The organism is Nocardioides seonyuensis, assembly GCF_004683965.1.
Taxonomy (GTDB): domain Bacteria; phylum Actinomycetota; class Actinomycetes; order Propionibacteriales; family Nocardioidaceae; genus Nocardioides; species Nocardioides seonyuensis.
This window is the reverse complement of record NZ_CP038436.1, coordinates 1,759,845-1,774,715: the sequence shown is the minus strand read 5'-3', so window position 1 is coordinate 1,774,715 and position 14,871 is coordinate 1,759,845. Positions and strand designations below refer to the sequence as shown.

At 71.2% G+C, this 14,871-nt stretch carries 13 protein-coding genes; 6 read left to right on the top strand and 7 right to left on the bottom strand.

Annotated elements, in window-relative coordinates; genetic code table 11:
* Positions 1 to 50 precede the first annotated feature (50 nt).
* Together EXE58_RS08715 and EXE58_RS08710 are read left to right on the top strand one after the other, a co-directional pair.
* Positions 51 to 248, top strand: coding sequence for a helix-turn-helix domain-containing protein (locus EXE58_RS08715; protein ID WP_135267516.1), 198 nt, complete (start codon positions 51 to 53; stop codon positions 246 to 248).
* Entirely contained in the window at positions 249 to 686 is a 438-nt protein-coding gene (locus tag EXE58_RS08710) for a hypothetical protein (protein ID WP_135267515.1), read from the top strand. It abuts the gene before it with no gap.
* Between the two features lie 5 nt (positions 687 to 691).
* Here EXE58_RS08710 and EXE58_RS08705 read toward each other — a convergent pair whose 3' ends face one another.
* Both EXE58_RS08705 and EXE58_RS08700 read right to left on the bottom strand, forming a co-directional pair.
* Positions 692 to 1,348 carry a response regulator gene (locus EXE58_RS08705; protein WP_135267514.1) on the bottom strand — a complete coding sequence of 219 codons (657 nt, stop codon included), beginning with the start codon at positions 1,346 to 1,348 and terminating at the stop codon, positions 692 to 694.
* A complete protein-coding gene (locus tag EXE58_RS08700) occupies positions 1,345 to 2,490 on the bottom strand; it encodes a sensor histidine kinase (RefSeq protein WP_135267513.1) in 1,146 nt (381 codons plus the stop codon). The genes EXE58_RS08705 and EXE58_RS08700 overlap by 4 nt, the downstream gene beginning before the upstream one ends.
* Before the next feature lie 132 nt (positions 2,491 to 2,622).
* Here EXE58_RS08700 and EXE58_RS08695 point away from each other — a divergent pair, with 132 nt between their 5' ends.
* Both EXE58_RS08695 and EXE58_RS08690 read left to right on the top strand, forming a co-directional pair.
* Positions 2,623 to 4,743 carry an MMPL family transporter gene (locus tag EXE58_RS08695; RefSeq protein ID WP_135267512.1) on the top strand — a complete coding sequence of 707 codons (2,121 nt, stop codon included), beginning with the start codon at positions 2,623 to 2,625 and terminating at the stop codon, positions 4,741 to 4,743.
* 5 nt (positions 4,744 to 4,748) lie between these two features.
* Positions 4,749 to 5,282, top strand: a complete 534-nt coding sequence (locus EXE58_RS08690; RefSeq protein ID WP_135267511.1) for a metallophosphoesterase family protein — start codon at positions 4,749 to 4,751, stop codon at positions 5,280 to 5,282.
* Here the strand turns inward: EXE58_RS08690 and EXE58_RS08685 are convergent.
* The 5 genes from EXE58_RS08685 to EXE58_RS08665 all read right to left on the bottom strand — a co-directional run bounded on the left by EXE58_RS08685 (position 5,258) and on the right by EXE58_RS08665 (position 10,561).
* Positions 5,258 to 5,743: a MaoC family dehydratase gene (locus EXE58_RS08685; RefSeq protein WP_208544179.1), complete on the bottom strand. Its 486-nt coding sequence runs from the start codon at positions 5,741 to 5,743 to the stop codon at positions 5,258 to 5,260. The genes EXE58_RS08690 and EXE58_RS08685 overlap by 25 nt on opposite strands.
* A gap of 60 nt (positions 5,744 to 5,803) precedes the next feature.
* On the bottom strand, positions 5,804 to 7,573 hold the full coding sequence (locus tag EXE58_RS08680; protein WP_135267510.1) for a sensor histidine kinase: 1,770 nt from the start codon (positions 7,571 to 7,573) through the stop codon (positions 5,804 to 5,806).
* Between the two features lie 151 nt (positions 7,574 to 7,724).
* Positions 7,725 to 8,822 carry a DNA glycosylase AlkZ-like family protein gene (locus EXE58_RS08675; protein ID WP_135267509.1) on the bottom strand — a complete coding sequence of 366 codons (1,098 nt, stop codon included), beginning with the start codon at positions 8,820 to 8,822 and terminating at the stop codon, positions 7,725 to 7,727.
* A gap of 48 nt (positions 8,823 to 8,870) precedes the next feature.
* Entirely contained in the window at positions 8,871 to 10,166 is a 1,296-nt protein-coding gene (locus EXE58_RS08670; RefSeq protein ID WP_135267508.1) for an RNA polymerase sigma factor, read from the bottom strand.
* Between the two features lie 23 nt (positions 10,167 to 10,189).
* Complete coding sequence (locus EXE58_RS08665) at positions 10,190 to 10,561, bottom strand: YciI family protein (RefSeq protein WP_135267507.1); 372 nt, start codon at positions 10,559 to 10,561, stop codon at positions 10,190 to 10,192.
* Between the two features lie 162 nt (positions 10,562 to 10,723).
* Here EXE58_RS08665 and EXE58_RS08660 point away from each other — a divergent pair, with 162 nt between their 5' ends.
* Together EXE58_RS08660 and EXE58_RS08655 are read left to right on the top strand one after the other, a co-directional pair.
* Entirely contained in the window at positions 10,724 to 14,365 is a 3,642-nt protein-coding gene (locus EXE58_RS08660; protein WP_135267506.1) for a fibronectin type III domain-containing protein, read from the top strand.
* Positions 14,366 to 14,428: 63 nt separating this feature from the next.
* Positions 14,429 to 14,866 carry a VOC family protein gene (locus EXE58_RS08655; protein WP_135267505.1) on the top strand — a complete coding sequence of 146 codons (438 nt, stop codon included), beginning with the start codon at positions 14,429 to 14,431 and terminating at the stop codon, positions 14,864 to 14,866.
* The last annotated feature ends 5 nt before the right edge of the window (positions 14,867 to 14,871 follow it).

Below are 14,871 nucleotides of genomic sequence, written 5' to 3'. Positions count from 1 at the left end.
ATTGACCCATGAGTCAATCCGCAAGGGTGGCGTCGCCCTAGGGTTGCGCCATGGCCGGGGACCGCAGCGGGCACGTGGGCACCCGGGGAATGCCCCGTCCCGAGCGGGAGGCGCAGATCCTGGACGCCGCCATGGCGGAGTTCGGGGAGCGCGGCTACCCCCACGCCTCCGTCGACGCGATCGCCCGGCGGGCGGCGATCTCGAAGCCCCTGGTGCATGCCTACTTCGGCACCAAGGACGCGCTCTAGGTGCAGTGCGTCGAGTCGTTGACCAGCATGCTGCTCGAGGTCATCACCCCGGTCGTCGAGGGTGCCGAGCCCGGGATGCCGATGGCGCTGGAGACCATGCAGACGATCTTCACGACCTTGCGCGAGCGGCCGACCGACTGGATGGTGCTGTACGACGAGACGGTGCCGCGGGACTCCCCGGCGCACCAGGTGGCCGCGGTGGGCCGGGAGCGGATGACCGACCTGGGAGCGGTCGGGGTGCGCGCGGCGCTCCGCCACCACGCGGGCACGGACGAGGTGGACCCGGTGGACGCCTCGATGATGAACCACGTGTGGCAGTCGGTGGTCACCTCGCTCATGACGTGGTGGATCGAGCACCCTGACCAGACGCCTGCCGAGCTCACCGCCCGGTTCGAGCGCATCCTGGTCGCGCTGACCGACGTGGACGCTTCCGCCTGACGTCGCTAGCCCTTGACGCGTCCGGTCTCGTGGGCCCACATCGCGACCTCGACGCGGTTGCGGGCGCCGAGCTTGTTCATCAGCGCGCCGACGTGGGTCTTCACGGTGCTCAGGGTGATGTGCAGCTCGTCGGCGATCTCGGCGTTGGTGCGGCCGCGGGCGACGGTGAGCAACACTTCCTCCTCGCGCTCGGTGAGCGGCTCGACCGGCTGGGGCGGCGGGGCCGCTCGCTCCAGCCCCGCCAGCGTGGTGAGGAGGCGGCGGGTGATGTCGGGTGAGATGAGCGCGTCGCCGTTGGCGGCTGCGTGGATCGCCTGGACCAGCAGCTCGGGCCCGGCGTCCTTGAGGAGGAAGCCCCGGGCGCCGGCCTTCAGGGCGCCGTGGACGTACTCGTCGAGGTCGAAGGTCGTGATGACCACGATGGCCAGCGGGTCCTCGACGCCCGGGCCGGCGAGCTGGCGGGTGGCCTCGACGCCGTCGATGCCGGGCATCCGGATGTCGAAGAGGCAGACGTCGGGACGCAGCTCGCGTGCCACGGCCACCGCCTCGTGACCGTCCGTCGCCTCGCCGACGACCTCGATCCCGGGCTGCGCGTTGAGGATCATGGTGAGCCCGGTGCGGACCAGGAGCTGGTCGTCGGCGACGACCACCCGGATGGTCATCGCGGCACCTCGCGCGGGAGGGTCGCCTCGACGGTCCAGCCGCCGGCCGGGTCCGGACCGGCCTGGCAGGCGCCGCCGAGCAGCTTGGCGCGCTCGGCCATGCCGAGCAGGCCGTAGCCCCCGGGGGTCGCGGGGCGGGCTGCCTCTCCGTCGTCGTGCACACGCAACCGTACGACGCCGTCGTCGCCGGTGACGTGCACGCTGACCGTCGTGGCGTTCACCGAGTGGCGGATCGCATTGGTGACCGACTCCTGACAGATCCGGTAGGCCGCAACCTCCACCGGCTGCGCGACGCCGTCGAGGTCGCCGCCGCGATGCACCTGCACCACGGGGCTCATCCGGGCCAGCTCGTCCAGGTCGCCGATGCCCCGCTGCGGCGCGTAGTCGGCAGCGTCGCCGTCGCCCCCCTCTCCGTCACGCAGCACCCGGACCATCGTGCGCATCTCGTACAGGGTCCGCGATGCCTCCGCCTCGATCACCGCCAGCGTCTCGACCGCCGAAGCCGGGTCGGTGGCCGCCACCGCCCGGCCGGCCTGTGCCTGGATCGCGATGGCCGACACGTGGTGCGCCACGGTGTCGTGCAGCTCGCGGGCGAGCTCACCGCGCTCGAGCGCCCGGACCTGCTGCACCTCGCGCTCGCGCGCCACCGCGCGGTAGCGCATGGCCGCTCCGAGGGCGAACGCCGCGACCACCACGGTGGTGCCACCGATCACGTCCTCGAGGGTCGCGCTGGCGGCCAGGCCCAGGCCGACCGGCACGGCGACGATCGCCGTACCGATCAACGCCTCGCGGCCCGACGCCCACCGGTACAACGCGTAGGGCAGCAGCAGGACGCACCCCATGGAGTAGAGGCCCACCTCGGCGGCGTCGCCCAGGAGCACCGGGACGTGCAGCACCATCGCGCCTCCCCAGCCGACCGCCGTGGCCAGGAGGGGATGGGTACGCCGCCAGAGCAGGACCGGGATCACCAGGAAGGCGACCAAGGTGGCCAGCGGCCGCGCCGCCACGTCGGTGCGAAGGATCGCCTCGCCCGCGGCCGTGACCAGCAGGGCGCCGACGAGGACCCAGTCCCACCACACCCGTGCCGGCGGGTCCGGGGCACGGGGCTCGGCAAGGATCGAGCGGAGGAAGGCGAGGAACACCCCCTCAGACTAGGGAGCGGTGGCGCTCGCCGTACGGGGCACAAGGACGAGCCGGCTCTCGTCCTTTCGGCCGAGGAGTCCCCCGATCCTGTGCCCGATGTACGACGCACGCGGCCGGGCCACCGTGGAGGCATGTCGAATCTCCTCCACCGGCTCGGCCGGTCCGCTGCCACCCGGCCCTGGGTCGCCATCGGCGCCTGGGTCGTCCTCGCGTTCGTCGTCATCACCTCCTCCGTCGCCTTCGGGCGCGATCTCGAGGAGAGCTTCGAGGCACCCGGCCTCGACTCCTACCAGGCGGCGGAGCTGCTCGCCGACGCCCAGGCCGACGAGGGCGGGGTCACCGCCCACGTCGTCGTCGAGGCCCGGGACGTCGCGGCGGAGCTGACGCAAGTGGAGACCTCGCTGGCGGCTCTTCCGGGCGTGCTCTCGACGACCAGCAACGTCTCGCCGGACGGCACCATCGCACTCGTGCGCGTGCAGTACCCCGCGGTCGACCACCTCGATGCCTCGGACCTGGACAACCTCAAGGACGCCGTCGCCGACCTGCGTGAGGGCTCGTCGCTGACGCTGGAGACCGGAGGCGACCTGTTCTTCGCGTTCGAGGAGGCACCCACCGGGCTCGGCGAGGTCGCCGGGATCGTCGTCGCGGCGGTCGTCCTGCTGATCGCCTTCAGCTCCTTCGTCGCGATGGGGCTGCCGATCGGCATGGCGCTCTTCGGTCTGGTCATCGGCTTCACCTCGATGGAGCTCGTGACCTACCTGGTCGACATCCCGGCGTGGGCGCCGGAGCTCGCGGCCATGGTCGGGTTGGGCGTCGGGATCGACTACGCGCTCTTCCTGGTCACCCGGTACCGCGAGAACCTTGCCCTCGGGATGCCCGTCGCGGAATCAGTGGGCCGTGCCCTGGCAACAGCAGGACAGGCGGTGATCTTCGCCGGGGGCACCGTCGTGGTGGCGATCCTCGGCCTGCTCGTCGCGGGGATCCCGTTCGTGACGGGTGGTGGCGTCGCCATCTCCGCGATGGTGCTCGTGATGGTGCTGGCGTCGATCACCCTGCTGCCGGCGCTTCTCGGACTGGCGGGGCACCGGATCAACGGCCGCGCGCGCACGCCGCACCGGCCCAGCACGGGCTGGTACCGGTGGGGCGCACACGTGACGCGCGACGCGACGTCGTACCTCGTCGGCGGAGCGGTCCTCATGGTCGCCCTGGCCGCACCGGTCCTCGCCCTCGACCTGGGCTTCCCCGACGACGGGGCCAAGCCCGAGTCGAGGACCGAACGCCGGGCCTACGACCTGATCGCCGACGGCTTCGGCCCCGGCGCGAACGGGCCGCTGGTGATCGCCGTCGACGTCTCCCGCGACGCAGCCGTCGTGGCTCAGCTGGCCGCGGCGATGGCGGCCGACCCGGGCATCACCTCGGTCGGCGAGCCGACCGTCGATCCCGCCGCAGGCGTGGCGACCATCGTGGCCCAGCCGACCACGTCGCCCCAGGACGTGGCCACCCAGGAGACCGTCGAGCGACTCCGCAGCGAGGTCTTCCCGACGGTGCTCGACGGCACGGCGGCGACCGCCCACGTCGGAGGTCAGACCGCCACCTTCTCCGACCTCGGCGACCGGGTCCAGGAGCGGATGCCGCGTTTCGTGGTGGCCGTGCTGCTGCTGTCGTTCCTCCTGCTCACGGTGCTGTTCCGGTCGGTGCTCGTGCCGTTGAAGGCGGTCGTGCTGAACCTGTTGAGCGTCGGCGCGGCGTACGGCGTGCTCGTCATGGTCTTCCAGTGGGGCTGGGCGGCCGGCCTGATCGGCGTGGAGTCGACGGTGCCGATCGTGTCGTTCATCCCCCTGTTCATGTTCGCCATCCTGTTCGGCCTCTCCATGGACTACGAGGTGTTCCTGCTGTCGCGGGTGCGCGAGGAGTACACCCGGCACGGCGACAACACCCGCGCGGTCATCGAAGGGATCGCCGGCACCGGGCGCACCATCACCGCAGCCGCGCTCATCATGGTGGCGGTCTTCTCGGGCTTCGTCCTGGGCAGCGACCCGTCGGTGAAGATGATGGGAGTGGGACTGGCCACGGCCATCTTCCTCGACGCCACCGTCGTACGCCTGGTGCTCGTCCCGGCCACCATGAAGCTGTTGGGCGACGCGAACTGGTGGCTGCCGGGGTGGCTGGACCGGCTGCTGCCGGAACTGGACTCCGGGCCGGTGGCGAAGCCGGTCGAGGTGGCGGTAGGCGCACCGCCGCTGGTTTCCTAGGGCCCATGGCCGTACGACTCCTCCTCCTGGCGGACACGCACGTGCCGAAGCGAGCCCGCGACCTGCCTGCCGAGGTGTGGCGAGCAGTGGAGGAGGCCGACGTGGTGGTCCACGCCGGTGACTGGGTCGACGTACGCCTCCTCGACGAGCTCGAGGCGCGGTCCGACCGGCTCGTCGCGTGCTGGGGCAACAACGACCACGGCGAGCTGCGCGAGCGCCTGCCCGAGGTCGCCCACGCCGAGATCGAGGGAGTTCGCCTGGGCGTCGTCCACGAGACCGGGCAGGCCAAGGGTCGGGAGGAGCGGATGAGCAGGGAGTACGACGACCTCGACGTCCTCGTCTTCGGCCACAGCCACATCCCGTGGGACACCGTGACCCCGACAGGAATGCGACTGCTCAACCCCGGCTCGCCCACCGACCGACGGCGCCAGCCGCACTGCACCTACATGACCGCCACGGCCGACAAGGGCCGGCTCAGCAAGGTCGTCCTGCACAGTCTGCCGCGGCCGTCCGCTCAATCAGGTGCCTTGACGGCGTAGTGGCGGAACACGGCCTGCGCGGCACAGGCCGGACGCTCCACGCCGTCGACCTCCATCAGGAGGTCCACAGTGAGCTCCTCCCCGCCGCCCAGGTCGACGACCTCCACGATGGTGGCGCTCATCCGGAGGCTGGAGCCGACAGGGACGGCCGTGGGGAACCGGACCTTGTTGTACCCGTAGAACATCGCGTCCTCGCCCTCCGCGAACCCGACCAGGGATGCGAACAGATGAGGGACCAGCCCCAGCGTCAGGTGGGCGTGCGCGATCGTCCCTCCGAAGGGGCCGCGCGACGCCCGCTCGACGTCGTCGTGTGCCCAGTGCCAGTCCTCCACCGCGCGGGCGAACGCGTCGACCCGGTCCTGCAGGACCGGGAACCAGGCGGTCGGGCCCAGCGTGCGGCCCTTGAGAGCGATCACCTCGGGCGTGGTGACAGCCCGCACACGATCCGGGTGAGCACTCACGATGCACCTCCTGACTCGACCAGGACCATCGTGAGGTCCGGACTCGCAGTGGTTCAAGAGTCAGACAGGACGAGCCTTCGCCGGCAGGCTGACGGTGAACGTCGAGCCCTCCCCGGGTGCGGAGACGACGTCGATCGTGCCGTGGTGCTGCTCGACGATGCGGTGCACGATCGCCAGGCCCAGCCCGGTGCCGGGGATGTCGAGCACCTCGGGGTCGGAGGACCGGAAGAACTCCTCGAAGAGCCGCTCCTGGTCCTCGGGAGAGATGCCCACACCGGTGTCGGTGATCGACAGCTCGACCATCTCGCCGGACGGGACGAGCGTGATGGTGATGGTGCCGCCCTTGGGGGTGTACTTGGCGGCGTTGCCGATCAGGTTGGTGCACATCCGGTCGAGGCCGACCACGTCGCCCGGGACGCGCACGGGCTCGTCAGGCGCGTCGAACACCACGGTGAGCTCCTGGCGCGTCAGCGTCACGTCCAGGAGCCCCAGCACGTCCTCGACCACCTGTGCGAGGTCCACCGGGTAGGGGTCGAGCACCCTGCTGGGGTCAGCCACCTGGGAGAGCACCAGGAGGTCCTCGACCATCCGCCGCATCCGTTGGGCGCCGCGTTGGACCGCCTGCATCGAGCCTGCCACCAGGACCGGCAGTCTCGCCGACTCCATCAGCTCGAGGTGTCCGAGGACAGCGGTGAGCGGGGTCCTGAGCTCGTGGGAGATCGTGGCGATGAGCCGGCTCTTGTAGCTCGCCAGCTCCCGCACCTCCTCCAGCAGGCGCCTCTCCCGCTCGAAGGTCTGGGCGTTCTTCAGCGCGTGTCCGAGGTCGTGACCGATCTCGAGGGCCGCCTCCCGCTCGGCGAGGCTCCACTCGTCCTTGGTGCCGCGGCGCGTGAGAGCCATGTTGCCGACGCACTCCTGACCGGCACCGATCGGCACGAACAGCAGCGAGGTCGCCTCGAGGGCGGTCGCCATGAACTCCCAGAGCCTCGCCTTCTGCTCCTCCTCCACGGTCAGGCCATCGATCTCGGGGAAGGTGTCACGAGTGACCAGGGCCACCTCCTGGGCCTGCCACAGCAGCTCGGCCGCAGCCCGTCCCATTACCTTGAACTCCTCGGCCACCACGATCTCGGCCTCGGTGGCGCCATGGACGGCGTCGCCGCCGCCGCGGTCCAGGTCGAAGGTCTGGATCCACATGCCCGCCGCGTCGAAACCCGTGGTCACCGCCGGCTGGCAGATGCTCACGATGCGCTCGATCGACAGCTCCGAGCTCACCTGTCGCACGATCTTCCGGGCGGCGTCGGCCAGCCGCACCCGATGGGCGAGCTCGGCACGCTCGAGACCCGTCAAAAGGCTGCGCCGCGCGTGGGCGGCGTACCGCTGCAGGTGACTTCGCACGCCCGGAGCCGGACGACGGCGGTCGGTGGGCACGTCGACCGACAGGAGTCCTCGCAGCTCACCCTCGTCGTCGTGGAACGGCACGAGCAGCAGGTCCAGGGGGTGCCACATCTCCGGGTCGTCGCTCGGCACCAGGTCGGGGACCCACCCCAGCTGGTCGGCTGGCGTGGTCATCCGCTCGTGAGGTACGAAGCGCAGCAGGTCGCCCCAGTGCTCGGCCGACCTCAGCTCCTGCTCGATCTCCGCGATCGGCGTGCGCCGGCCCAGCAGCTCGGCCCGCGCCGAGTCGCTGCCGGCCACGGCGACCATCTCCAGGTGGCTGTCGTCGCGGACGACGCTGATCGCCGCCACCTCGAAGCCGACCAGCTCGGTCACGCTCTCGGCGACGTTCTGCAAGGCGTCGACGAACACAGCCTCGATCTCTGGCTGGTCCATGTCCTCGTCCGTCCTCGCACCCGGCCACCCCCGTCGACGGCGCACCGGCCTCAGCACGATAGACCGCGCGCGGGTCGATCGTTGGGTAAAGACCCAATCCGCTCGTGTTGACGACGGTGGCAACACACGGACGCCACGCAGTGAGCCCTGGTCAGAGATCAAGGCCCAGGATGCCGGAGACCCGCGAGGTCTCCTGCTCGACGAGCGCCTCGGGTCGTGGCCCCTCGTCGAGCCAGTCCACCAGGAGCTCGTCCCCCTTGCGCGCCCACGTGCCGCAGACGACACCACCGACAGTCACGAGGTTGGCCTTTCGGGTGACGGGGTCCCGTCGGGACTGCGGAGTCACGTGGACGTCCTTGGTGCCCGGTCCCATCACCCACTGGTCGTGCCCGGGAAGGAACCGCACCGCGTTCGAGGGCAGCGCGGCGCAGAGGGAGTCGACGTCCTCACGCACGACGTACGACGTGGTGCCATCGACGTCGACCGCGACCAGCTGGTCACTGAGCCCGGCGATCCAGCTGTTGAGCCGTGTGCGACCGGCGCTCAGACCCTCGCCGAGCCAGTAGTGGATGTGGTCGCGCGTCGCGGGGCCGTACGTGCGCAGGTAGGCCACGATCGCCCTCGGTCCTGCGTCGTCGAGGTCGGGCACGCCCCGCCACCTCGGGTTGGTGTCGAGGCGCTGGAAGGTGGGCTGCTTGCCGCGGGGCGGCCCGAGGCTCACGTCACCCTGCCAGGACAGCGGCTTGACCAGGGTCCACGCGCCCTCGTCGAACACCGACTTCAGGTGCCGGTAGGGCCGCTGCCTGGTCAGCGCCTCACCGAGCTCGACGATGGTCAACGGCTCGGCGGTCAGCGCATCGCGCACCGCTGCTCGGAAGCCGGGCCAGTCCGACGGGGAGAGCCCGTAGTGCTCCACCCAGCTCGGCAGCTCCCACTGCCGCCCCGCCGCTCGGAGAGCGAGGTAGATGCCGCCGTCCTCGGGCGAGAGGTAGTGCATCGACCCGCGGAAGGCGAACGCCTTGATCACCGACCCGTCCGCCAGCGCCTCCGCGAGCTCACCCGGTCGCGACGTCGTACGACGGGTCCTCACGGCGAGCTCGGCGAGTGACTCGTTCATCGACAGCACGGCACCGAGTCGGCGTACGACGTCGGCCACCGACTCCGACCCGACCGGATCGAGCAGGTGCCGCTGCAACCGCCAGGCGAGAGCCTGGGCCCACGTGATCGAGGCCTCGGTGGACGTCGTCATCCCCGCAGCATCGCACCGATCGTGCATCGACGACGTGCGCCGACCCTGCTAGCTGCGCGCAGCGTTCAGCTCGGCCCTGCGCTGCAGCACACCCCGCTCCCCCTCGTTTCGGGTGAGCTCGGCGGCCTCGGCGAACGCCGCGGCAGCGGCGTCGTGCTGCCCCGCCCGCTCCAGCAGGTCGCCCCGCACACTGGGCACGAGCGGCGAGTCGCCCAGCGCGCCGGCATCCAGCGCGTCGAGCACCGCGAGCCCGGCGTCAGCCCCGAACGCGCGCCCGTGGGCGACGGCCCGGTTGACCTCGACGACGGGGCCGGGCGCGGCCTCGGCGAGGACGTCGTACAGCGAGGCGATCCGGCGCCAGTCGGTGTCCTCGGCACGGGCGGCGCGCGCGTGCTCGGCGGCGATGGAGGCCTGGAGGAAGTACTTGCCGACCGGACGACCACGCGATGCCAACGCCTCGGCGGCACGCAGCGCAGCCAACCCGCGCCGGATCATCAACGGATCCCACAGCGTCCGGTCCTGGGCCTCCAGCAGCACCGGCGCACCGGATGCGTCGAGCCGAGAAGCGGTCCGCGACCCCTGGATCTCCAGCAGGGCGTGGAGGCCGAGCACCTCGGGCTCGTCGGGCGCGAGGTCGGCCAGCATCCGGGCCAGCCGGGTCGCCTCCGACGCGAGGTCCGGGCGCATCCAGTCGGAACCGGCCGTCGCGGTGTAGCCCTCGTTGAAGACCAGGTAGATCACGGCCATCACGTCGTCGAGACGCGCGACCCGCTCCTGTCCCGTCGGCAGCTCGAAGGAGGCGTGCGCCTGCGACAGCGTCTTCTTCGCCCGCGAGATCCGCTGGCCCATCGTCGACTCCGTCGTGAGGAAGCCGCGCGCGATCTCGGCGGTGGTGAGCCCGCCCACCAGGCGCAGGGTCAGCGCAGCGCGCGACTCGGGAGTCAGGCTGGGGTGGCAGGACAGGAAGACCAGCCGCAGAACGTCGTCCTCGATGTGGTCGACCTGGTCGTCAAGGTCGGGCATCGCCGCTCCCTCCCCTCGCTGGTCGTGCTCGAGCTCGGCGACCTTGCGCCGCAGGTTCTCGGCGCGCCGGAAGTGGTCGACGGCACGGCGCTTGGCCGTGGTCATCAGCCAGCCGCCCGGGTTGTCCGGGACGCCGGTCACCGGCCACTGCTCGAGCGCCGCCACGAGCGCGTCCTGCGCGAGGTCGGCGGCGAGCTCGACGTCGCGGGTCATCCGCGTGAGGGCCCCGACGAGGCGGGCCGAGTCGGCCCGCCACGCCGCGTGGACGGCCTCGCGCCAGTGGTTCGCGCTGGGGTCGTCCGTACTGCTCCGTGCCGGCACGCAGCCAGCGTAGTGAGCCCTGCTCAGTCGCCGGGCGCCTCGGAGATCTGGCGCAGGGTGGAGATCACCGTGACCTCGGGCCAGTGCTTCGCGTGGAGGTCGGCGAAGATCTGCTGGTCGGCCACCGCCTCCTCGAGGGTGTCGTACTGCAGGAGCGACCAGCCGCCGACGACCTCCTTGGCCTCGGCGTAGGGCCCGTCGACCCGGCTCACCTCGCCCTTGCGCACGACGAAGTTGACGGCGTCCTCGGTGCCGTAGAGACCGCCTCCGTCGATGAAGCGGCCGTCTGCGGCCCGCTCGCCGATGTAGACCTCCATCGCGTCGAACAGCGACTGCGGGGGCGTGCCGACGGCGTCGCCCTCCTCCATCCGGATCAGTCCCATGAATCGCGGCATCGTGATCACTCCTTGTGGTTGCTGGTGAGCTGCTTCTCGCACGTACGTCGAACGGCCGCCGGGCTCTTCGACATCGACCTCGACATTTTCTTTCGGGCGCTGGCTCCGCCCCACTTGTCGCGTTCGACCACGGGAACTCTCGAACCTACCTAGCCTTGCGCGGTGATTGCTCCCCGCGCGACCGCCCTGGCCCTGGCCGGGCTCCTCCTCGCCGCCAGCCCCTCGTCGCTCGACCTCGAGCCGGCCGCGGCGACGTCCCCGACAGCCCCCGGTGCGGTCGCGGCACCCACCGAACAGCAGGACGGGGAGCGGCGCGAGGCACCGGTCGAGTCCGAGGCCGCCCCGCGCAAGCGCCTCGAGTCCGAGCTGCTCCCGGCGACGTCGCTGCGGAAGCCGCAGAACGGCGGCACTGCCGTACGACGTCTCGGCGCCGACCTGCCCGCAGTCGCGAAGGCGCACGGCATGCAGCCCGCCGCGCTGCGCACGACACTGCTCAACGACGAGACCCTCTGGGTCGACCCCGCCGGCCAGCTCTTCGTCAAGGAGGAGCTCCACGTCGGTGAGACCTTCGACGCCGCGCCGGTCGCGGCCGCGGCGGAGCCCCTCGACCAGACCCTGGCGCTGCACAGCAAGCCCGGCTCCCAGCACGTGGTCCACCTCGACTTCGACGGGATTGACCTCCCGTCCGAGAGCTACTGGTCGACCGGCCACCACCTCCCCGCCGGCGCCTACGAGGGGTGGGACCCGATGGGAGACGGACCGGCCTTCTCCGACGCCGAGCGTGCTGCGATCCAGGAGATCTGGGCGCGCGTCGCCGAGGACTTCGCACCCTTCGACGTGGACGTCACCACCGCCGACCCCGGGGACGCCGCCCTGCGCACGGACTTCTCCGGTGACACCGTCTTCGGGACCCGCCTGGTCGTCTCCGACAGCGCCCAGGCCTCCTCGTTGATCTGCCAGGACAACTGTGGCGGCGTCGCGTTGCTCGACGCGATCACCACGCCCTCCAGCGTCGCCGAGCCGGCGTGGGTCTTCTCGGCCCTCAACTCCCAGTCGCCCAAGGCGATCGCCGAGGCCGCCTCCCACGAGGTCGGCCACACCTTCGGCCTCAGGCACGACGGCTTCGGCCGCAGCGAGACCGACTGGGACGAGTACTACAGCGGCCAGGGCACCTGGGCGCCGATCATGGGAAGCGCCTACTCCGCGCCGGTCAGCCAGTGGTCCAACGGCTTCTACAACGGCGCCACCAACAGCGAGGACGACGTCGCCAAGATCGCCGCGATCGCCGGCCACCGCACCGACGAGGGCGGCGACGGCTGGGCCTCACCCCTGCGCGTCACCGACGGAGCCGGCTACGTCGGGGCGTCGTACGACCGCGACGTCTACCTGGTCGACGACTGCACCCCCGGGGCGCGTGCCGCCGCGGTCACCACCGGCTTCTCGGCCAACCTCGACGTCAGCCTGACGCTGGCCAGGCCCAGCGGCAGCGGCGGCTCGCCCGTCACGGTTGCCAACCCCTACCTCATCCAGGCCGATGCGCGGGACGAGCGGCCCTGGTACGGCGTGGGCGCCTACTACCCCTCCACCAGCGTCACCGGTCTCGACGCCACGGTCGACATCGCCGAGGGCGGCCCGTGGCTGCTCGAGGTCCGCGGCGGCGACGGTCTGACCGGCCTCGACACGAGCGACTACTTCTCCTACGGGAGCACCGGCGCCTACCAGCTCCAGGTGGAGGGGTGCAGCACCCCGCAGGTCGCCCCCGCTCGACCGAACGGCCTGACGGTCGTCGCCGCGGGCCTCGACCTCGTCGCCACCTGGGCCGCGCCGAGCAACGACGGCGGGTCGCCCGTCACCGGCTACCGCGTCGACCTCAGCGGCCAGGACCCGGTCGACCTGCCCGCCGACGCGACCAGCCACACCTTCCCCGGGGCGGCCGACCTCAACGTCACGGTGGGCGTGAGCGCCCTCAACGCCATGGGTGCCGGCGCGGCCGCGACCGCGACCTGGAACCCGACGACCGTCCCCAGCCGGGTCACCGACGTCTCCGTCGTGACGGACGACCTGACGTGCGAGTTCGGCAACAAGCCGCGGTGCATCGAGGTCGTGTGGCACTCCCCGGACAGCAACGGGGGCTCCCCGGTCACGCACTATGAGTTCTGGCAGGGCCAGGACGGCGAGTGGTGGCAGCTCTTCGAGGGCGACTTCCTCTCCACGGGCAAGTACGAGAAGTGGACCAACCGCTTCAACCCGGTCGCCGGGGAGGAGTACGACTACCGGATCGTCGCGGTCAACGCCAACGGCGCGGGGGCGGCGTACGACTTCAAGGCGCTCCTCAAGGGCTCCCCTGCTCGCATCACCCCGACCATCGCCACCGACCGCGACGACCGCACGGTGACCGTCACCTGGGAGACGCCCTTCGACGGCGGCGAGCCGATCCAGCACGTCGCCCTGGGCCTCGCCACCGGCAACTACTCGCAGCAGACGGACGTCGTCCTGCCGCCCGGTACCACGTCCTACACGTTCACCGGGGTGAAGACCGGGCCGAAGCACCTCATCATCGCCGCCGCCAACATCTGGGGGCCCGTCAAGGGGAAGCCCGGCTACGACAACAGCTCCGACAAGTCGTTCGTCATGCCCCCCATCTCGCCCGACCCCGGCCCCATCCCGAACAACACCATCCAGGGGACCGTGCTGTCCACGGACACCGCTGCGGGCACCGGCTCGCTGCGGGTCTTCTGGGAGCCGAACGTCCCGGCGGACCCCGACCACGACCCGATCCTCTGGTACGACGTCTGTGTCGACGTCATCGGTGAGATCCACCTGCCCGGCGACGCCATCTTCGGCGACGGGGCGACCCGTGGGACGGACCTCTGCGGGGACAGGGCCACGCTGGCCATGACGGTCGACGCGACGGACGAGCCTTTCATCGACCTGACGGGCCTGACGCTCGACGAGGACCACTACGTGACGGTGACGCCGGTCAACCCCGGCGGCCCGTCGTTCATGCCGTCGATGGGGGTCGTGAACTTCGACCCGACGGCGATCACCTGCCCGACGGAGTACACGGTCGACGACGGCAAGCTCAGGTGGGTCTGGGAGTGGACCGAGATCAACGTCAACTACTGGAACGTGCGCGCTCGGCGGCTTCCCGACACCGACTGGACCGTGTGGGCGTCCGGCCAGGCGTACTACATGACCGGTGTCTACCAACGGCCCGTCACCCCGGGCGAGTGGGAGATCGAGGTGACCGCGGCCCTGCGCAACGGCCGCTTCGGCCCTCCGGTCGTGTGCGCGGTGACCGTGCCGGAGCCGGTGGTCGTGCCGCCCACGGACCCCGGGACCCCGACGGAGCCGAGCCCGGAGCCCTCCCCCGAGCCGACCACCGAGCCGAGCCCGGAGCCCTCTCCGGAGCCGACCACCCACCCGGTTCCCCCGGCACCGGCACCGGCGCCGGCGCCGGCGCCTGTTGCCGGGCCGGTCGCCCCGGCTCCCCTGGCCGTAGCGCCCTCGGCACCTCGGGCACCCTCGGCCAAGCCGGGCGGCAAGGGCGATGCGACGACGCTCACCGTGAAGTGGTCCGCGCCCGCCTCGGCCGGCTCGAGCGCGGTCACGGGCTACCAGGTGATCGTCTACAAGGTGAAGGGCGCCAAGCTGGTCGTCAAGGCCCGCATCAAGGTCCCGACGAGCAAGCACAAGCTCACCCTGAAGCTGAAGCAGGGCAAGTACCGGGTCGCCGTACGAGCCAGGAACGCCGTCGGCTGGAGCCCGGCGAGCGCCCCCTCGAAGGCGGTCCAGCCCCGCTGACGGCGAGCATCGGCCACGAGAAATCGTGAGGCTCGGCGGTCAGGACCATGCCAGTCTGGCCCCATGCCCATCAAGCTCGAGAACGTCGGCATCGCGGTCCGTGACCTCGAGGCCACCATCGCCTTCTTCACCGACCTGGGGCTGACCGTCCTCGGGCGCGACACGGTCAGCGGCGAGTGGACGGACACCGCCGTGGGCCTGGACGGCAACCACGCCCGGATCGCGATGCTCCAGACCCCGGACGGCAACGGTCGCCTCGAGCTCTTCGAGTACATCCACCCCGAGGCGATCGAGACGGAGCCGACGCTGCCCAACGAGATCGGCATGCACCGGGTCGCGTTCTCGGTCGACGACATCGACGAGGCGCTCGAGATCGCGGCCCGGCACGGCTGCCACCCACTGCGGGGTGTGGCCAGCTACCAGGACGTCTACAAGCTGACCTACGTCCGTGGTCCCAGCGGGATCATCGTGATGCTCGCCCAGGAGCTGCAGAAGGACTGACGGCC